The organism is Neobacillus rhizophilus (assembly GCF_018343535.1).
In the GTDB taxonomy this organism is placed as follows: Bacteria; Bacillota; Bacilli; order Bacillales; family Cytobacillaceae; genus Neobacillus; species Neobacillus rhizophilus.
In genome coordinates this window covers 256,152-274,960 of record NZ_JAGYPF010000003.1, presented here as the reverse complement: position 1 = coordinate 274,960, position 18,809 = coordinate 256,152, and the positions used below count along the sequence as shown (strand labels likewise).

The window sequence follows — 18,809 nt, the reverse complement described above, 5'->3', positions numbered from 1 at the left end:
TAATTTACGAAACTTTTTGATTATGCTATATTTTGTTTGAAAGCGTTTAACACTAAGAATCCAATTTATGAAGGAGCCGAGAAAGATGATTGCCGATCACATTAGTAACTCTGAGTTATATAAAGGGATAAACGAAAGAGTGAATCGTGCCATTCATTATATTCAAACACACGATTTTTCAAGTCTTCAAACAGGCATGCATGAAGTTTATGGGGAAGAACTTTTTTTCAATTTAATAGAATATGACACGAAAGAAGCCGAGGAACGGTTCTGGGAATCCCATAAAAAATATATCGACCTTCACTATATACTTGAGGGAAAAGAGTTTGTCGCTTATGAGCTATTTGAAAGAATGTCGGTAAAACAGGACTACGATGAACAGGACGATTTTTTCCTGCTGGAAGGAAAAGTACAGTCTAAAGTGAAGCTAGAACAGGGCAATTTCATGCTCCTATATCCGAAAGATGTTCATATGACGGGTATCAAAGTAGACGGAGCGGAAAGGGTCAGAAAAGTAGTTTTTAAAATTCTTATTTAGGATGTGCGGAACAGATGATTAAAGAGCTTATGACAACGGATGTTTTGGTCGTTGGCAGCGGGATTGCCGGGCTTAAGGTAAGCATGGAACTAGCCAAAGCCGGACAAAGCATCATCATGTCGACAAAAACACAGCTTTGTTCCGGATCAAGTTTTTTTCCCTTAAAGGCTTCTTTAGGGACACAAGTGACAAAAAACGATGAAGATAAGGGTGTGTTTTTGGAGGATATTGATGCCGTCAGCCATCATATGCAAGACCGGGAGATGGCAAGAATCTATATTGATGAGATTCGGGACAGGGTCGAGGAGTTTCCCGAAATCGGAATTGAGCCTTATAAGCTTTCTGATGACCGAAAGGCCTGTTTTGCCAACCATGGCAGAACTATTTATATGCTGAAGGATTGGAATAAAATCAGGGAAAATGTTACTGAAATCATCGATCATTACCCTAATATTACCCTCATGGAGAGAACTGCAGTCATTTCCTTGGTAAAGCAGGATGGTAGAGTGGCTGGGGCGATTCTGTTGAACCGGGATAATGACTTTATCATGATTAATTGTAAAGCCGTTGTCCTTGCTTCCGGGGGATTTGGGAATATCTATAAGCATAATTTGAACCCAAATGATGTTGATGGCTCGGGCCATATTCTGGCGCTTGAAGCAGGCGCGAGTCTGGTTAATATGGAGTTTATTCAATTTATCCCGGGCTTTACCTCACCAAAATACAAGACATTATGGGGCGAACACACGTTAAATTATTGCAAGGATTTTGTGGATGAGGACGGGAACAGCATTTTAGATAGTGTGCTCCCGGAAGGTCTTTCCAAGCAAGAATGCCTTATAATCCGCAGTACCCATGGTCCGTTTACAAACTCCCTGCCATCCAAATATTTTGATATTGCGATGATGAAAGAAATTTTCAGAACGAAAAGTGAAGATGGTTTTGAGTTACTTTACGATCCGGAAATTTACAAGAATAAAAGTGATTTCTATACGATCTATTTAAATTGGCTGGAAGAACGCGGCATAAACCTAATCAAGGATAAGATGAAGATTGCTCCGTTTGCCCATGCCAGCAACGGGGGCGTCAAAATTGACAGCTATGGCAGGACAGGCGTACCCGGGCTATATGCAATAGGAGAGCTGGCCGGCGGGATTGAGGGTGCCAACCGTTTGGGGGGGAATTCTACCGGAGCTTGCATGGTGTTCGGAAAACGCGCTGCCCAAAATTGCCTTGAATATGCAGAAAGCATCGAGCGGCTAGAAATCAATCCACATCAGGTGACAACGCAGTTGACACAGGAGATTCATGCCTTTTCAGCAGATACCCAAAATACAATGACTCCACATGATGTAATGGACGCAGTCAGAGAAATCATGTGGTTCCAGGGTAACGTCATTCGCAATGAAAAAAATCTCCAAACGGCCTTGAATGAAATTAAGGAATTGAAAGCTTCTTTTAATATGGGGATTTTTACAAATACTATAAAAGAGCGAAAAAGTGCCTTTAAAGCACGAAACTTCCTGATTCTTTCCGACCTGCTTCTAAAGGCAATGCTCCAAAGAAAGGAAAGCAGGGGCGCTCATTATCGCGAGGACTATCCGTTTGAGGATGAAGCCTATAGCAAAAGGTTAGTAATATCACGAATAGATAATGATATTAAGCTGGACTTTGAAGCAGATAGGATGTCTGTTTAGTTCGAGAAAAAAGTGGAGATTTTTTTCAAAAAAATAAAATGTGAAGAAAATTATTTACACACAAGAAATTTTATGATATATTTTGACTGTAAACGCTAACATTACTTTCACTCAGGTGGGGATATACATGAATTTAGAAAAGTTTAAAGGGATCATTCCTGCATTTTATGCCTGTTATGATGATGCAGGTGAAGTATCGGAAATGAGAACAAAAGACCTCTGCAACTATCTTTATGAAAAAGGGGTAAAGGGGCTTTATGTCGGCGGGAGCTCAGGAGAATGCATTTACCAAAATCTTGAGGAAAGAAAAGCAACCTTAAAATATGTTGCCGAAGCGGTCAAAGGGAAGCTGACATTAATCGCACATGTCGGCGCACCATCAACGCGGGAAAGCGTCGCCTTGGCTAAATACGCAGAAGAGCTTGGCTATGATGCACTTTCTGCCATTCCGCCAATCTATTTTAAACTTCCAGACAGCTCTGTTATTAAGTATTGGACAGAAATCATGGAATCTACTAAACTGCCGTTTATTATCTACAACATTCCGCAAACAACAGGATACAATCTTTCGCTGCAGGCCTTTAAGAAATTGATTGAAAATAAAAAGGTAATCGGCGTAAAGAATTCATCAATGCCGGTAATGGATATCGAACGCTTTAAGGCAGCAGCAGGAGAAGATTTCATCGTCTTTAATGGTCCTGATGAACAGTATGTTTCTGGCAGAGTAATTGGCGCTGACAGTGGAATCGGCGGTACGTATGCGGCAATGCCTGAACTGCTTTTAAAAGCGGAAGAGTTCGTGTCATCAGGGAATTTTGAACAAGCGAAAAATATTCAACGGGATATTAACGATATCATTATTGCTTTATGTTCTCTAAATGGCCATATGTACTCTACGATTAAGGAACTTCTAAAATTACGAGGGGTCAATGTTGGAAGTGTAAGAGGACCGCTTGAGCCTGTAACCGGCGAGGATTTGAACAAGGTTGAAGAAATCAAGAATATGATTGATCAAGCTATCCTTAAATACGGCAGGTAGAAGGATGAAAAGAAGAATAGTGTGCTTTGGAGATTCCAACACATGGGGCTATGATGCCAAAACATTGGGAAGATTCCCGGAAGGTATCAGGTGGACCAGCATTCTGGCAGACCTTTTGGGGGAAGAGTTTCAAGTGGTCGAAGAAGGACTATCAGGCAGGACATCTGTAGTGGATGACCCCCTATTTGAAGGGCTAAATGGATACGATTATATTCATCCATGTTTGATGAGTCATTCTCCGCTAGAGCTAGTAATCATAATGCTTGGGACAAATGATACGAAAGAGAGGTTCCATTTAACCTCTTATAACATTGCCCAAGGCATAGCAAGACTCTCACAAAAGGCAAAAAGCTCACCAGCTGGCGTCAAGGGGGATTTCCCTGAAGTATTAGTAATTGCACCGCCGCCAATTGGGATAGAGTACTACGAAACAGAAGTAGGAAAATCCATGGGAAAAGACTGTGACATCAAATCAACGGAACTTTCTGCCCATTTGGAAGAATTGATGTGGATTCAGAAAACTGAATTTCTTGATACTAAAGGAATCGTTCCTATGAATCACATTGATTATATGCATCTCGATGAGGAAGGACACAGGCTTCTTGCAGAGCTTGTCTTCAATAAATTACAAACTTTTGTATAAAAGGGGAGAAACATATGTTCAAGAAGCGTTTTCTTGCAACTGCTTTATCAGGTGTACTGGCCCTATCAGCATTAGCTGGTTGTTCGGACAAAGAATCAAGCAAACCGGCCGGAGGATCCAAAGACAAAAAGACCGTAGAATTATCCCTGATGTTAACACCGCAATGGAAGGGTGTTATGGATGCAACTGAACAAGGGGCTGATTACGACAGCTTCTTCAAGTATGCAGCAGATAAATTTTCAAAGCAATATAAGGACTATGACGTAAAGGTTAAGGTTGAAGTCGTTGCCAGTGAACAACGGGACGAACTGTTAAACGTTAAGTTAAACGGCGGCACCCCGCCAGATATCTTCTTTGAAAATACGTTTGCTATGGGTGACTACGCTCATCGCGGTGCATTAGTACCATTAAATGATATTGTCGATGATGCAGCAAAGAAAGATATTGATCAGAACTACTGGGATACTGTTACATTTGGAAAAGATATTTACTTCTATCCATTCTCCCATATGCCAGGGACATTTGCTTACAACGCTGATATGTTAAAGGCAGCCGGACTTGAAAAATATATCGGCGGCGAGAATGAAATTAAAACGTGGACTTTAGAAGAATATGAAACAATTTTAAATTCCCTTAAGAAGGACTTGCCAAAAGATAAATATCCAAATGCCTATCCAATGGGATTATATGCTCTTAACAACCAAGCGGATACTTGGAACCTAGCGTATCTAAGAATGTTTGGCAATCAGTTCTTTGATAAAAAGGGAAATATCGTGCTGGATGATGCTAAAGGTGTGAAAGCTGCAGAATGGTTAAAGAAAACCTATGATGCTGGTTTAACCAACCCTGGTGCCGAATCAGTTTCTTCTAACGACGTCCTAGCTATGTTTAAGAACCAAAAGATTGCTATTGCCTTCACTAACTCAGTACTATTTAACAACACAAAAGCTGAAATGGAACAAGGCAAGGCTCCTAAGTTCGATATCAGACTTGCAAACATTCCTTCTGAAAGCGGCGACCCATTAACATTTACTTATGTATCAGGTGCTGCCGTATTTAACACACAAGATGAAACTAGAATTAAAGTAAGTAAGGATTTTGTAAAATTCTTCTCAACTGATCCTGAGCTAGTAAAAGCATCTAAAAATGGTGTTCCTGTTAGAACTTCAGTGGCAAATGAGTTCAAATCACAAAATCCATTATTCGCAGCATATGACAAAAACGCTCAGTATTTATTCAACTTTACAGGAAGCGTTCCAGGTTACAGCCAGTTAAGACAGGTATTATTCCCTGAACTTCAAGCCCTCTATACTGGTCAAAAATCACCTGAACAGGCAATCAAAGATTATCAGAAGAATGGTAATCAAGTAATTAAGGATGCAAAAGAAAACTCGGTGATTAAATAACCTTCAGCGTTATAAATAAAAGCTTAAGCCCCGATATTGGGGCTTAAGTTTTAGAAAGGTTGAGGCTTCTTATGAATTTCAACAAGCATGCTTTAAAAGAGAATTTGACGGGATACCTGTTTATTGCTCCACAGCTTATACTCTTCTTGGTATTTCTCGTTTACCCAATTATTGAAGGAATTCGCTTAAGCTTATATCGGATTAACTATACGAATGAAGTTTTTGTTGGTTTTGAAAACTATCAAAAGTTATTTCTGAATCCGGTCTTTGTAAAATCAACTATAAATACTGTCGTATTTGTTATTTTTATCGTTGCTTTAACTGTTATTTTTGCCCTATTCGTTTCTGCGGCTGTTTTTGATAAAAATGCGAAATATGTTTCTTTTATTAGAGGAAGCTATTACATCCCTGTAATGGTTTCAATGGTCGTCATGAGTATGGTTTGGAGCTTCTTACTAAATCCAGCTAACGGTCTCATTCCTTATATTGCAAAACAGATGGAAATGTCATCAATCAATTTCTTGGGCAACCCTAAAACCGTATTGCCGGTCATCATTTTTGTAACCTTTGCAACTAACGTTGGTCAAGCGATCATACTTTATATAGCGTCGATGATTGGAGTTCCAAAGGATTTATTCGAGGCGGCAGAGGTTGACGGTGCCAGCCGTACGACAATCATCTTTAAGATCCTAATTCCAATGGTCAAGCCAACTACCATCTACATTATTATCATGAATATAATTGCCGTATTAAAAATATTCGTTGTCATCCAACTCTTAACGGGCGGCGGACCAAATAATGCTTCTACTACGCTGATGTATTTCTTATATAATAACGCGTTTAAGTTCAATCAACTTGGAATTGCTTCCGCTGTTGGTGTCATTATGTTCTTAATTACATTAGTGTTGTCGATTCCACAATTAAGAGCAATGTTTAAGAAGGATTGAGGTGACTGAGTATGTTGAAAAATAAAAATAAAAGAAAAAGAGAAACCGTTGACGTAGTTGCAAACGTGATTATTCTTTTCTTCGCAATCCTAAATCTATTTCCGCTTTACTGGTTATTTACCAGTTCTTTAAAAAATAGTTCAGATGTAATCAAAATGCCGCCAGATTGGTTTCCAAAAACCATATCCTTCAACAATTATGTGGATGTGTTCCAAAATCAGCCGGCATTAAGATGGACATTTAATAGTATTTTTGTATCACTTATTTCAACCATTGCGGTTATCGTAGTCAGTTCCCTGGCAGCCTATGCTTTTTCAAAGCTGCAATTTAAAGGAAAAAATGTTATTTACATTATCTTTATTTCAAGCTTAATGATTCCAAAAGAGGTTATGATTGTTCCTTTGTTCAGAATTATTCAAGACTTAGGTATGGTCAATTCGCTAAATGGCATGATTTGGCCGAACGTGGCAACTGCTTTTGGTGTATTCCTGTTAAAGGGATTCTTTGATTCGATACCTGACTCATTACGCGAAGCAGCCAGAATTGACGGTGCTGGTGAATTATATACCTTCTACAAAATTATTCTGCCAATTGTAAAACCGGGTATTGGAGCATTATTTATTCTAAATTTTGTTCAGGTATGGAACGATTACCTATGGCAGCTGGTGGTTGGCCAGAGTGAAGAATCGAAAACATTAATGGTTGGTATTGCTTCATTAATGCAGGACCTAAATCCAAACTTTGCTTACAAGATGGCGGGAGCTACCGTGGCTGCAGTTCCAATGCTATTAATCTTTATTTTCTTCCAAAAATACTTTACCAAAGGCTTAGCAATTGGGGCAGAAAAGGGATAAAATTCAACTTGGAGATGCTTTTAAATGGATAATAAGGATAAAATTTTTGAACAAGTTAAAGGTAAATTAATCGTTTCGTGTCAAGCTCTTCCGGAGGAGCCGCTGCACAGTCCATACATTATGGGGAGAATGGCGTATGCAGCCAAGCTAGGTGGAGCGTGCGGCATCCGCGCTAATAGTGTAGAGGATATTAAGGAAATTAAAAAAACAGTTGATTTGCCGATCATAGGAATTATTAAACGGGACTACGAAGGGTCTGATGTATTTATCACACCCACAATGGAGGAAATTGACCTTCTTTACCGGGAAGGTGTGGACATCATTGCTTTAGATGCAACAAAAAGAGTCAGACCTGATGGCATGACCATTGAAGAGGTATTTCCTAAAATAAGAGAAAAATATAAAGATCAACTCTTTATGGCGGATTGTTCTACTTATGAGGAAGGTATGACAGCCTATAAATTAGGTTTCGATTGTGTTGGTACCACCTTAAGCGGGTATACAGAATATACAAAAGGAACGAGCCTGCCGGATACGGATTTAATAGAGAACTTAGTTCGTGAACTGCCCATTCCGGTAATTGCTGAGGGGGGTATCTGGACACCTGAGCAATTAAAAACTGTTTTTGAGCTTGGTATTCATACCGCGGTAGTTGGAACTGCTATCACAAGACCGATGGAAATTACCAAAAGATTTGTTCACGTTATTCAATAATGGAGAAAATTTTTTCCAACATTAATCCCCCGAGTTTCTCGCGGGATTAATGTCTTCTTAGGTAGATATTGACGGGGAGTGGGAATTGTGGAAATATTAGCTGTCGATATTGGAGGGACATCCATCAAGTTAGGCCTCTCCGACGAAAAAGGTAATATAAAGGTATTTAGAGAATATGATTCGGAAGGTAAAAAGGGCGGGCCATATTTAGTTGAAAAACTGATTCAGATTATTTCAGAATTTGCCGGTTTTGATGCTATTGGCATCAGCACGGCAGGGCAGGTTAACAGTGAAGAAGGGTACATTATTTTTGCCAATGATAATATTCCGAATTATACAGGTACACATTTAAAAAAGATTTTTGAGGAAAAATTTAAAGTTCCCGTTAAAGTAGAAAATGATGTAAATTCGGCAGCATTAGGTGAAAAATATTTTGGTGCCGGCCGAGGGTTTAATGATTTCCTTTGCTTGACATATGGAACAGGAATTGGCGGTGCCATTATAGCTGATTCCAAGGTTTACAAGGGTCATAAAGGAATTGCAGCTGAATTCGGCCATATTATTACCCATCCTGGAGGAAATCATTGCAATTGCGGTGGAAGAGGATGTTATGAAACATATGCTTCTACTACTGCGTTAGTAAGAATGGCATCTGGGATTGACCAAGAATGTGTAAATGGTAAGATTATTTTTGATAAAATAAACCATGGTGAACAACGGTTGTTGAAGATAGTCGAATCTTGGGCTCATGAAGCTGGACTTGGCTTGGCTTCATTAATCCATATATTCAACCCTCCTGCCATTATTATCGGCGGCGGCGTCATGGAGCAGGAATTTTTAGTTGAAATGGTTTCTGGTAAAGTAAAAGAGTTGATTATGGAAAGCTTTTCTGATGTGAAAATCATCAAGGCTTCTTTGGGAAATAAAGCGGGCATGCTGGGTGCCGTTTCACTTCATTTAACAAGCGGGAAATAGAAGGGGTGCTTTATGACAACGGTAGATATCTTTTCACTTATACGGTCAAGATATAATTCATTTACAAATACTGAAAAAAAGGTGGCGGATTACGTCCTTGAAAATATTAAGGATGTCATCTATATGTCGATTACCGACTTGGCTGACGCCTGCGATGTAGGCGAATCAAGCGTTTTTCGGTTTTGCAAAACTATGAATCTTAAAGGGTATCAAGAATTTAAGATTGCATTAGCCCATAGCATTTCACAAGGAGAAGAAACGCCTCAGATATCAGGTCAAATTACGATGCAGGATACGATTGGGGAACTTGCCTCCAAGATTTTGACAACGAATGTAAGTGCTCTTACAGACACGTTTAACCTAATTAATGAGGGCGATATTTCAACAGCGATAGACTACATCATAGCTGCAGATAGAGTTCACTTTTTTGGAGTTGGTGCCTCATTAATGACTGCTATGGAAGCTAAGAACAAGTTTATGAGGGTTACCAATAAAACAGAATGTTCCATTGATACTCACCTGCAAATAATGTCGGCTGCTTTGATGACGGATAAAGATGTCGCTGTTCTGATCTCTTACTCCGGTTCAACAAAGGACACGATTGAAGTGGCAAGGGTGGTAAAAGAAAGAGGAGCAAAGATTATTGCGATAACTCGTTTTGCAAAGTCCCCTTTAACGAGTTATGCGGATATTACCCTGCTTTGCGGAGCAAATGAAGGACCCCTTCAAGGCGGCAGCCTTTCGGCCAAGCTTTCTCAGCTTTACTTGCTGGATTTGCTCTATGCTGAATATTTCAAAAGAACCCACAAAGAATCGACTGTTAATAAAGACAGTACAGCTAAAGCTGTCATTGAGAAAATGCTTTAATAGGGAGGCCTTCAAAAACCATAAAGTGATGAAGCACTTATGTTTTTTGGGAGGCCTTTTATTATGTTTGCGGCTTGAGTTCTTTAATATTATGCAGATTTACGTCTTGAATGCTGGCTCCTATTTGAACTGCTTTTACAGTGGAATCCTGAATGACGACATCCCGAATCTGGACTCCATCGGCCCGGTTATCTCCCCCAAACACTTTTATTCCGGCACCTGCAGTTTTAAAATTTTTAAATGAAACATTGTTTAGGGCAACATTTCTTGCCCGATATTGAATGGCAACGATTGGATTTCCTTTATAGTCATAGCCGGGATCGCCAATAAAAGTTACATAATTCAGCACCACATTCTTATAGGCGGAAACCACTAAGCCACGCGGCGTGGATTCTTTATACAAATCTGTAAAAATAGGTGCGATGCTAGCCAGGTTTATCGCGAGAATATTATAGGCAGACTGCGACTCCATGTCCGTGCTTTTGTGATGGCCGATATGCCGGAAGTTAAAGGACCGGTTATCGTTCAGGGAAATGTGCCCGACGATTTGCACGTTGGATGCCGCCGAAGAATTTTGATGCGCCTTGATTTCCACTCCTCCAAAGCACCTGGCCGTGGAATTATTGACGAGGAGGACATTCCTCGACCCATCATCCACCTCAATCCCATTCGAGTTTGAAAATCCTATCTGGTGGGCGCGACCGCTCGGATCGCACATATGTGAATTTGAAATCCAAATATAATCACTATGGTGGGTGGTGATTCCGTCATCACCAAAGCCATGCCCGTTTAAATTATCTAGCCAGACATACTTGCTGCCTCCGCGGGCCCGAAAGCCATCTCCAGCATAATTGTACAGGGTGGAAGTAATATCAAAGCAATGGAGTCCAGGATTAATGGCTTCTACGTCCTTTACCCACCCATAGGTTACATTTGCATAGGTTAGGCAGCTAGAATGGTTCCCCCATGTACTTGTTTTGGCAGTATCCCCAAGTCTTTCGACATTCCAGTCCAGGCTAAGGCCTTGTACGAAGATATGGTGATTTCCTCGCCAATGGTTTGTATTGGTTACAAGCCTCATCCCTTTTGGTGCAGAGTCGTGCAACCGGATGGTCGTAACCCCTTTACCTGCCCCAATAAGGCATGTCCATGATGGGATGCGAATTCCTTTTGTTATGTTGTATACGCCTGGCGGGACGATGACTTTTACTCGGCCATTTCCAATTGCCTTTTTAAAAGCTGAAGTATTATCAGTGAATCCGTCTCCAACTGCCCCGAAATCTTCAACATTGACTTCCAACTTTATGCACCCCATCAGCTTAGTAAATTCCTGATCCAAACTATCCTTCCAGTTAGGAATGACATTCCCTTCTGAATCAACAGAAAGTCTTGTTGGTTCCAAGCGTGCTGATGGTTTTGCTAGAAGCCGAAAAAGCCTTTCTATGATTTTTTGCTTAAAAGGAATTGAGGGATTTCTAGGCTTGAAGGCGCTATTTTTTTTATAAAACGGCTGAAAAAGCTGTTCTGTTTCATTAAGGACCTTTTTAATGTCTAAGCGTCTTCCTGAAATTTGGGCAAGTAGCTCATTATTGCTGCGTGGATCATGAGTTTTCTTTAAATATAACATCGTTGTTCACTCCGAGAATTGATGGCATGATATAAGTATTATAGCCCTTTTCCAAAAAAACCACATTTTGGACTATTATTTTTAAAAAAAGTGAAACCAAACAGGGCCCTGCTGGAATGTCCTAAATAACCAATCCTGCTATTAATAATCCAATAGGGATTATGCTGACAACAAGCATTCTGGCAGTGCTTTTTTGACAATTATTAAATCAAGGGATAATTTCTTTGAAAGGAAAAATACTAACAAGTGTTCGGAGGTGGTTTCGATGGAACAAAAGGATTTTGAAAAAGTTTATGAACAATACAAGCAGCAAGGGGAGCAACAAGCCCAGGCTGAGGCAGGGAAAACTGATCCCGATGGAAGGGAAGAGTTTGTTGCTGTTAAGAAAAACGATGATGGAGACATCATTGCTTTTAAGACAAACACTGGCCGGGAACTGGATTATCTGCAGGCCTTGGATGAAGCAAAGTCAGGAAGAATCGCCCATATTGATGTTTTTCATAAATACGGGAGAGACATTATCCGCAGCGAACCAGATGGTATTAAAGAAAATAATCTGGATAATTTACCGGAGTTTTAATTTTAGAAAAACTGGGCAGTGAAGTTCCTGCGCAGTTTTTTACGTTCTTAAAGTTCGGAATAAACCAGTCACGATATGCGGAAAATCAATATATACTTTAAAAAAGGAGCCATGTTAATGCATTGGTATGAAAAGTTGAATCAATACTTTCCGGTTGAGGAAATGAAGTCGAGGGAACATATGGAAACCCTGCTTCGGGAGCGGCCCAATATATATCATAAGGATGAAGGACCCAATCATGTGTTGATGTATGCTGAATTTGATAATTTTGTCTTTATTGATTATCTGTTTGTTTCAAGCAATGCTCGGGGCCAGGGACTTGGACATAAGCTAATGGAAAAAATGAAGCAAAAAGGGAAGCCAATTATCCTCGAAGTGGAGCCGGTTAATTACAAGGACAGCGATACGGAAAAGAGACTGCGCTATTATAAGCGTGAAGGCTTTGAGCATGCGGAGTCAATTGGGTACGAGCGAAGATCCTTGGCAACAAATGAAGTAAATAAGATGGAAATACTCTATTGGGCGCCGCATCAAGAGTCGGAGGAAATGATTTTTGAAGCTATGAAAAAAACATATAATTTGATTCATACCTATAAGGATGAACATTTTTATGGGGAATCCTATCAGCCGGCTGATGAGGTGTTGACCTTTAATGAAGAACCAGATAGTCAAAATATATTGGATCATCTTTAAGAGTAAGCTTTACTCCTAATGTCTTTCAGAACCGCAATAAAAACAACGAAGTTGCAGAAGCAGCCAAATAAAGAAATGAGCCTGATTTTCAGGCTCATTTCTTTATGTTTATTTATGGGCAAGTTCATATTCATTAATCTTATCTTCATAGGTTAAAGTAACGCCAATTTCGTCCCAACCATTTAGGAGCATTTCCTTTGGGTAAGGAGCGATTTCGAAAGTCAATTCAAAACCATCGTTGTCATAAACCTTTTGTTCTTCAAGGTTTACTGTAAGCGAATAGCCATCAGCTTCTGCTTTTTTCATAATAGTTTGGACTTGCTCTTCAGTTGCAGCGATGGCAAGGATCCCGTTCTTTACACAGTTATTTTTAAAAATATCTGCATAGCTAGGAGCGATGATAACCTTAAAGCCAAAGTCCTGAACTGACCAAGGGGCATGCTCGCGGGAGGAGCCGCAGCCGAAGTTTTCACCGGCAACCAGGATAGAAGCACCCTTATATTGCGGTTGATTTAATTCGAAATTCGGATTTGGATTACCGTCATCGTCAAAACGCCAGTTATAAAATAGGAATTGGCCAAAGCCGCTGCGTTCAATCCGCTTTAAAAATTGCTTCGGAATAATTTGGTCTGTATCAATGTTTGAGCGGTTAATTGGACAGACAAGACCTTGATGTATGCGTAATGGTTCCATTTCTACATAACCTCCTGAGCAGTGAACTTGCGGACATCGACGAAATGGCCAGCAATAGCTGCTGCAGCCGCCATTTCAGGGCTGACAAGATGAGTGCGGGCACCTTTACCTTGACGTCCTTCAAAGTTCCGGTTGGATGTGGAAGCACAGCGCTCACCAGATGGAATGATATCGTCGTTCATTCCGAGACACATACTGCAGCCCGCTTCGCGCCATTCAAAGCCTGCTTCTTTAAAGACTTGATCCAAGCCTTCTTTTTCAGCTGCAAGCTTGACGCTGAAGGAACCTGGAACGACAATCGCAGTAACCGAAGGGTTTACCTTCTTGCCGCGGACGATGTTAGCTGCTTTACGCAGGTCGCTTAGACGTGAATTGGTACAAGAACCAATGAAGACATGGTCGATTGTTACGCTGGAAATCGGCTGGCCAGCTTCAAGACCCATATACTCAAGTGCACGCTGAATTTCGTCTTTATCACTTGGTTTATCTGTGTCATCCGGGCTTGGCACATTTGCTGTTACCGGAATACACATCCCAGGATTCGTTCCCCAAGTTACCTGAGGTTCTACTTCTGAAGCTTCGATTTCAACAACTGTATCGTAAGTGGCGCCTTCGTCTGTTGCAAGGGACTTCCAGTCAGCAGCGGCTTCATCGAAAGCTTCACCTTGCGGAACGTGTCTTCTGCCGCGTAAATATTCAACCGTTGTATCATCTGGGGAGATAAGTCCTGCTCTTGCACCACCCTCAATTGACATGTTGCAGACGGTCATGCGCTCTTCCATGGAAAATCCACGGATGGTTTCCCCGGTATATTCGATGACATAGCCAGTTCCAAATTTGACGCCGAACTTTCCGATAATCGCAAGGATTAAGTCCTTTGCGGTGACGCCTGTCCCAAGCTTGCCATTGACTTTGACGTTCATCGTTTTCGGCGGTGCCTGCCAAAGGGTTTGTGTGGCTAGAACATGCTCGACTTCACTTGTACCGATACCAAAAGCAAGGGCACCGAATGCACCGTGTGTGGAGGTATGGCTGTCGCCGCAGACGATGGTTTTTCCAGGCTGGGTCAAACCTAGTTCAGGACCGATAACATGGACGATTCCATTATCCGGGTGGTGAAGGTCTGCAAGCGTAATACCGAATTCCTCACAGTTTTGCTGTAATGTATCGACTTGTTTTTTGGAAATAGGGTCATTGATTACAAGACGCTGGCGGGTTGGGATGTTATGGTCCATTGTTGCATAAGTAAGGTCAGTGCGGCGAACCTTGCGTCCGGTCATGCGTAAGCCCTCAAATGCCTGAGGAGAGGTAACTTCATGAACGAGATGCAAATCAATATAAAGTAAATCCGGTTTTCCTTCTTCTTGATGGACAACATGCCGTTCCCAAATTTTTTGAATGATATTTTTTGGTGTTTGCATAGCTTCCTTCCTCACTTGAATAGATTTTTTCCTCAAATGGCTGGTAAACAAGGAAAATAGGTAAGAAAAATTCGTATGGTTTTAATAAAACAAATTTTATCAGCGGATTTTTGGAATATATCAGCGAATTTACTCATGATATCGGCGAATTTTAAGATATATCAGCGAATTCTAGGAATATATCGGCGAATTTTAAAATATATCAGCGAATCCACTTTATAGGACAAATACGATACTAAAGCCAACAAATTCGACGTGCCGATTGATAAAGGAACCTTCTTTTTAGAAGAAAACGCCAGGCCCAATCCTGCCACGGCCTGGCGCGCCCAAAGATTTAATAGTAACAGCTTGCGATACACTTAGATGCGTTTAATGTACGGATATAGTCGACGATTAATTTTGTCATTTCTTCGGTGCCCACTTGGCGGCCGTTTGGAATCTGCAAATCAGCAGTATGATAGCCGGCATCGAGTACAGACTGGACAGCATCTTCGATAATTTTGGCTTCGTCCTCCAGTTCGAAGGAATACCTAAGCATCAAGGCAGCGGATAAAATCATCGCAACCGGGTTGGCTAGGCCTTTTCCAGCAATGTCAGGAGCTGAGCCGTGAACCGGTTCATAAAGTCCGACGCCAGATTCATTTAAGCTGGCAGAAGGAAGCATACCCAGGGAGCCTGTTAAAACAGATGCTTCATCGCTTAAGATGTCGCCAAACATGTTCTCAGTGACAACAACATCGAAAGAAGCAGGGTTGGTGATTAGCTTCATTGCTGCAGCATCGACCAATACATGCTCAACAGACACTTCAGGGTACTGTGCTTTTTTCTCCTCGACGATTTCACGCCACATCTTGCTGGATTCAAGTACATTCGCCTTGTCAACCGAAGTAAGCTTGCCGCGGCGCCCTTGAGCTGCTTGGAATGCCTTATCTACGATTCTTTCAATCTCGCGGCGAGTATAAGCTAGAGTATCGACAACCGATTCGCCGTTATCACGCCGTTCACTTGGAGTACCAAAGTAAATACCGCCAGTTAATTCACGGACAATAAGGAGGTCGCTTCCAGAAACAATTTCTTCTTTAAGCGGCGAAGCGTGAAGAAGATTCTTGAAGCCTTTGATTGGCCGTAAGTTGGCATATAAATCAAGGGCCTTTCTGATTCCCAAGAGGCCTCGTTCAGGACGCAGGTGGGAAGGATTGTTATCCCATTTCGGACCGCCGACAGCACCTAAAAGAACGGCATCAGCCTGCTTACAGGCATCAACTGTTGTTTCCGGCAGGGGAGTGCCATATTGGTCAATGGCTGCTCCTCCGATTTCATGGTTTTCAAAGCTAAAAGTATGATTATATTCTTCTGCAATCGCCGTTAATACTTCCTTCGCGGAATGCATAACTTCCTTGCCGATACCATCACCGGGAAGTAAGACAATTCGTTTTTTCACTAGAAGCAACCTCCTTATTATTTTTAAAAATTTAGTTCCTAGTTTATTTCTGTATAATGCAGGGTTCAGTACCATTACCAAAACCTGCATTACAACTGTTTTATAGTGCTGCCGGTTCTTTAACACCGACTTTTTGGTTGAAGAAGACTCGGTTGACCGCGTTGATAAATGCTTTCCCAGATGCTTCAAGAACGTCTTGGGCAGAGCCACGGCCGCTGACATTGACGCCATTTACGGTCAATTTGACATTTGCTTCAGCCAGGGCATCACGTCCTCGGCCGACTGAGCTTAAACTATAATCTGTAAGATGAATCTCTTCTTTAATAAGAGCATCTAACGTGTTAAAAAGTGCTTCTACACTTCCGGAGCCAGTGCGTGCTGTTTCCACTTTTTCACCGTCAGGAGTGGTTAATGCGACAGTAGCTGTAGGCAGGTTAGCTGAAGCATATTGAACCTGGAATGCGACTAACTCATATTTTTTCACATCGAAGCCCGAGGTTTGAATGTCTGTTAGGATCGTGAATAAATCTTCATCCGTTACTTCTTTTTTCTTATCTGTTAAGGACTTAAATGACTGGAATGCTTCATTTAGTTTATCCTGCTCTAATTCAAAGCCCATTTGCTCAATTTTGTCTTTAAAAGCATGACGTCCTGAGTGTTTTCCAAGAACAAGGTCATTGGATCCGACACCAACAAGCTCTGGTGTAATAATTTCATAGGTTAACGTATTTTTTAACACGCCATCCTGATGAATTCCGGATTCATGTGCGAAGGCATTTTTACCGACAACGGCTTTGTTGCCAGGGACCTTCATTCCTGTAAAGCGGCTGACTAAGTCACTGGTGCGCTTGATTTCTTTTAACACAAGATCCGTTGTGTACGGATAGAAGTCCTGACGAATATTTAATGCCACAGCAAATTCTTCTAACGCTGCGTTTCCGGCTCGTTCACCGATTCCATTAATGGTGCCCTCGACCTGAGTAACGCCGTTTTCGATAGCAGCCAATGAGTTGGCAACAGCCATCCCCAAGTCATCATGACAGTGGCAAGATAATGCTACTTTATGGATGTTAGGCACATTTTCGCGGATATAGCGGAACATGCGTCCATATTCGGCTGGTGTGGTATAACCAACGGTGTCAGGAAGATTGATGACGGTAGCGCCGGCATCGATTACCTTCGTAATGATTTGGACAAGAAAATCTAAATCTGAACGTGAAGCGTCTTCTGCTGACCATTCCACCTGCGGGAAGTTTTTCCGTGCGTATTTCACCATATCAACAGCGGTCTGCACGACTTCCTCAGGTTTTTTCATCAGTTTGTACTGCATATGGATAGGGGAGGTTGCAATGAATACATGCAATCTTGGTTCTGCAGCATCTTTTAAAGCATCCCACGCAATGTCAATGTCCGATTTAGTGGCACGGGCCAGACCTGTGACGGAAGAGTTTTTAATCGTTCTGGCGATGGCTCTTACCGCTTCGAAATCTCCTTGAGAGGAAGCCGGGAAGCCGGCCTCCATAATGTTAACGCCAAACCGTTCGAGCTGTCTGGCAATTTCCAATTTTTCAAGTTGGTTTAAATTTACACCAGGGGACTGTTCACCATCGCGTAAGGTTGTATCAAAGATGTTAACGTGAACCATTTACCACCACTTCTTTCTTTTGATTTACTGGCTTTTTAATAAACGGCATTAACGCACGAAGTTCGCGGCCAACCACTTCAATTTGATGGTTATTTTCAGCACGGTTGATTGCATTGAATTGTGGACGGTTAGCTTGGTTTTCCAAGATCCAGCCCTTAGCAAATGCGCCTGTTTGGATATCTTTTAGTACTTCTTTCATACGTGCTTTTGTATCTTCGTTTACAACGCGCGGACCTGATACGAAATCTCCCCATTGAGCAGTGTCAGAGATGGAGTAACGCATGTTCTCAAGTCCTCCTTCATATAGAAGGTCAACGATTAATTTCAATTCATGTAAACATTCGAAGTAAGCAACCTCAGGCTGATAACCTGCTTCAACAAGTGTTTCAAAGCCTGCTTTGATAAGAGCAGTTGTACCGCCGCAAAGAACAGCCTGCTCACCGAAAAGGTCAGTTTCTGTTTCTTCTTGGAATGTTGTTTCTAATACACCTGCACGGGCAGCGCCGATACCTTTTGCGTAAGCGAGCGCGATCTCGCGAGCCTGGCCAGTGTAGTCTTGGTAAACTGCATACAGTGCAGGAACTCCAGCACCTTCTGTATAGGTACGGCGAACTAAATGTCCAGGACCTTTTGGTGCCACTAAGAATACGTCAACATCAGCAGGAGGAACGATTTGGCTGAAATGAATATTGAAACCATGTGCAAATACTAAAGAGTTACCAGCCTGAAGATTAGGCTTGATGCTTTCTTCATATACTTTTGGCTGCATTTCGTCTGGAAGAAGAATCATAACAACATCTGCTTCAGCAGTTGCATCAGCAACGGATTTTACTTCTACACCATCTTCAACAGCTTTATCCCAAGATTTTCCGCCGCGTAAACCAACTACTACATCAAAGCCGCTTTCCTTTAAGTTAAGGGCATGGGCATGGCCTTGAGAGCCGTAGCCGATTACTGCGATTTTCTTTCCTTGTAAAACTTCCTCTTGAATATCTCCGTTATATAATACTTTAACCATTACAATCATCC

Annotated in this window: 18 protein-coding genes; 12 read left to right on the top strand and 6 right to left on the bottom strand. The window is 41.5% G+C overall.

Annotated features, from left to right (window positions below):
- The first annotated feature begins 85 nt into the window (after positions 1 to 85).
- The 10 genes from KHA99_RS14770 (at position 86) to KHA99_RS14725 (ending at position 9,680) form a co-directional block, all read left to right on the top strand.
- Positions 86 to 538, top strand: a complete 453-nt coding sequence (locus KHA99_RS14770; RefSeq protein ID WP_213118244.1) for a NanQ anomerase/TabA/YiaL family protein — start codon at positions 86 to 88, stop codon at positions 536 to 538.
- Between the two features lie 14 nt (positions 539 to 552).
- On the top strand, positions 553 to 2,235 hold the full coding sequence (locus KHA99_RS14765) for an FAD-binding protein (RefSeq protein ID WP_213118243.1): 1,683 nt from the start codon (positions 553 to 555) through the stop codon (positions 2,233 to 2,235).
- Positions 2,236 to 2,362: 127 nt separating this feature from the next.
- Positions 2,363 to 3,274 (top strand): dihydrodipicolinate synthase family protein, encoded by a 912-nt coding sequence (locus KHA99_RS14760; protein WP_213118242.1) that lies wholly within the window; start codon positions 2,363 to 2,365, stop codon positions 3,272 to 3,274.
- A 4-nt stretch (positions 3,275 to 3,278) separates the two neighbouring features.
- Positions 3,279 to 3,917 carry an SGNH/GDSL hydrolase family protein gene (locus tag KHA99_RS14755; RefSeq protein ID WP_213118241.1) on the top strand — a complete coding sequence of 213 codons (639 nt, stop codon included), beginning with the start codon at positions 3,279 to 3,281 and terminating at the stop codon, positions 3,915 to 3,917.
- Between the two features lie 14 nt (positions 3,918 to 3,931).
- On the top strand, positions 3,932 to 5,323 hold the full coding sequence (locus KHA99_RS14750) for an ABC transporter substrate-binding protein (RefSeq protein ID WP_213118240.1): 1,392 nt from the start codon (positions 3,932 to 3,934) through the stop codon (positions 5,321 to 5,323).
- Between the two features lie 71 nt (positions 5,324 to 5,394).
- Positions 5,395 to 6,270: a carbohydrate ABC transporter permease gene (locus tag KHA99_RS14745; RefSeq protein WP_213118239.1), complete on the top strand. Its 876-nt coding sequence runs from the start codon at positions 5,395 to 5,397 to the stop codon at positions 6,268 to 6,270.
- Positions 6,271 to 6,281: 11 nt separating this feature from the next.
- The gene (locus KHA99_RS14740) at positions 6,282 to 7,124 is read left to right on the top strand and encodes a carbohydrate ABC transporter permease (RefSeq protein ID WP_213118238.1); all 843 of its coding nucleotides are present in this window, start codon (positions 6,282 to 6,284) and stop codon (positions 7,122 to 7,124) included.
- A 24-nt stretch (positions 7,125 to 7,148) separates the two neighbouring features.
- A complete protein-coding gene (locus tag KHA99_RS14735) occupies positions 7,149 to 7,838 on the top strand; it encodes an N-acetylmannosamine-6-phosphate 2-epimerase (protein WP_213118237.1) in 690 nt (229 codons plus the stop codon).
- Between the two features lie 87 nt (positions 7,839 to 7,925).
- Positions 7,926 to 8,813, top strand: a complete 888-nt coding sequence (locus KHA99_RS14730) for an ROK family protein (RefSeq protein ID WP_213118236.1) — start codon at positions 7,926 to 7,928, stop codon at positions 8,811 to 8,813.
- Positions 8,814 to 8,825: 12 nt separating this feature from the next.
- A complete protein-coding gene (locus tag KHA99_RS14725) occupies positions 8,826 to 9,680 on the top strand; it encodes a MurR/RpiR family transcriptional regulator (protein WP_213118235.1) in 855 nt (284 codons plus the stop codon).
- Positions 9,681 to 9,741: 61 nt separating this feature from the next.
- On the opposite strand, the gene KHA99_RS14720 is transcribed toward KHA99_RS14725, so the two are convergent.
- On the bottom strand, positions 9,742 to 11,307 hold the full coding sequence (locus KHA99_RS14720; RefSeq protein ID WP_213118234.1) for a glycosyl hydrolase family 28-related protein: 1,566 nt from the start codon (positions 11,305 to 11,307) through the stop codon (positions 9,742 to 9,744).
- 265 nt (positions 11,308 to 11,572) lie between these two features.
- Here KHA99_RS14720 and KHA99_RS14715 point away from each other — a divergent pair, with 265 nt between their 5' ends.
- On the top strand, positions 11,573 to 11,887 hold the full coding sequence (locus KHA99_RS14715) for a DUF3892 domain-containing protein (protein WP_213118233.1): 315 nt from the start codon (positions 11,573 to 11,575) through the stop codon (positions 11,885 to 11,887).
- Positions 11,888 to 12,004: 117 nt separating this feature from the next.
- Positions 12,005 to 12,580, top strand: coding sequence for a GNAT family N-acetyltransferase (locus KHA99_RS14710; protein WP_213118232.1), 576 nt, complete (start codon positions 12,005 to 12,007; stop codon positions 12,578 to 12,580).
- A 108-nt stretch (positions 12,581 to 12,688) separates the two neighbouring features.
- Here the strand turns inward: KHA99_RS14710 and leuD are convergent, their stop codons facing one another.
- The 5 genes from leuD to ilvC form a co-directional block, all read right to left on the bottom strand.
- The gene (gene leuD, locus KHA99_RS14705) at positions 12,689 to 13,273 is read right to left on the bottom strand and encodes a 3-isopropylmalate dehydratase small subunit (RefSeq protein WP_213118231.1); all 585 of its coding nucleotides are present in this window, start codon (positions 13,271 to 13,273) and stop codon (positions 12,689 to 12,691) included.
- A gap of 2 nt (positions 13,274 to 13,275) precedes the next feature.
- On the bottom strand, positions 13,276 to 14,694 hold the full coding sequence (gene leuC / locus KHA99_RS14700; RefSeq protein WP_213118230.1) for a 3-isopropylmalate dehydratase large subunit: 1,419 nt from the start codon (positions 14,692 to 14,694) through the stop codon (positions 13,276 to 13,278).
- Positions 14,695 to 15,028: 334 nt separating this feature from the next.
- The gene (gene leuB, locus KHA99_RS14695) at positions 15,029 to 16,135 is read right to left on the bottom strand and encodes a 3-isopropylmalate dehydrogenase (RefSeq protein ID WP_213118229.1); all 1,107 of its coding nucleotides are present in this window, start codon (positions 16,133 to 16,135) and stop codon (positions 15,029 to 15,031) included.
- Positions 16,136 to 16,235: 100 nt separating this feature from the next.
- The gene (locus tag KHA99_RS14690; RefSeq protein ID WP_213118228.1) at positions 16,236 to 17,780 is read right to left on the bottom strand and encodes a 2-isopropylmalate synthase; all 1,545 of its coding nucleotides are present in this window, start codon (positions 17,778 to 17,780) and stop codon (positions 16,236 to 16,238) included.
- Positions 17,767 to 18,798 carry a ketol-acid reductoisomerase gene (gene ilvC, locus KHA99_RS14685; protein ID WP_213118227.1) on the bottom strand — a complete coding sequence of 344 codons (1,032 nt, stop codon included), beginning with the start codon at positions 18,796 to 18,798 and terminating at the stop codon, positions 17,767 to 17,769. Before ilvC ends, KHA99_RS14690 begins: the two co-directional genes overlap by 14 nt.
- Positions 18,799 to 18,809: the final 11 nt, after the last annotated feature.

Coding starts and splice junctions, on each gene's coding strand:
- KHA99_RS14770 (WP_213118244.1), top strand. CDS start 86: ATGATTGCCGATCACATTAGTAACTCTGAGTTATATAAAGGGATAAAC.
- KHA99_RS14765 (WP_213118243.1), top strand. CDS start 553: ATGATTAAAGAGCTTATGACAACGGATGTTTTGGTCGTTGGCAGCGGG.
- KHA99_RS14760 (WP_213118242.1), top strand. CDS start 2,363: ATGAATTTAGAAAAGTTTAAAGGGATCATTCCTGCATTTTATGCCTGT.
- KHA99_RS14755 (WP_213118241.1), top strand. CDS start 3,279: ATGAAAAGAAGAATAGTGTGCTTTGGAGATTCCAACACATGGGGCTAT.
- KHA99_RS14750 (WP_213118240.1), top strand. CDS start 3,932: ATGTTCAAGAAGCGTTTTCTTGCAACTGCTTTATCAGGTGTACTGGCC.
- KHA99_RS14745 (WP_213118239.1), top strand. CDS start 5,395: ATGAATTTCAACAAGCATGCTTTAAAAGAGAATTTGACGGGATACCTG.
- KHA99_RS14740 (WP_213118238.1), top strand. CDS start 6,282: ATGTTGAAAAATAAAAATAAAAGAAAAAGAGAAACCGTTGACGTAGTT.
- KHA99_RS14735 (WP_213118237.1), top strand. CDS start 7,149: ATGGATAATAAGGATAAAATTTTTGAACAAGTTAAAGGTAAATTAATC.
- KHA99_RS14725 (WP_213118235.1), top strand. CDS start 8,826: ATGACAACGGTAGATATCTTTTCACTTATACGGTCAAGATATAATTCA.
- KHA99_RS14720 (WP_213118234.1), bottom strand. CDS start 11,307: ATGTTATATTTAAAGAAAACTCATGATCCACGCAGCAATAATGAGCTA.
- KHA99_RS14715 (WP_213118233.1), top strand. CDS start 11,573: ATGGAACAAAAGGATTTTGAAAAAGTTTATGAACAATACAAGCAGCAA.
- KHA99_RS14710 (WP_213118232.1), top strand. CDS start 12,005: ATGCATTGGTATGAAAAGTTGAATCAATACTTTCCGGTTGAGGAAATG.
- leuD (WP_213118231.1), bottom strand. CDS start 13,273: ATGGAACCATTACGCATACATCAAGGTCTTGTCTGTCCAATTAACCGC.
- leuC (WP_213118230.1), bottom strand. CDS start 14,694: ATGCAAACACCAAAAAATATCATTCAAAAAATTTGGGAACGGCATGTT.
- KHA99_RS14690 (WP_213118228.1), bottom strand. CDS start 17,780: ATGGTTCACGTTAACATCTTTGATACAACCTTACGCGATGGTGAACAG.
- ilvC (WP_213118227.1), bottom strand. CDS start 18,798: ATGGTTAAAGTATTATATAACGGAGATATTCAAGAGGAAGTTTTACAA.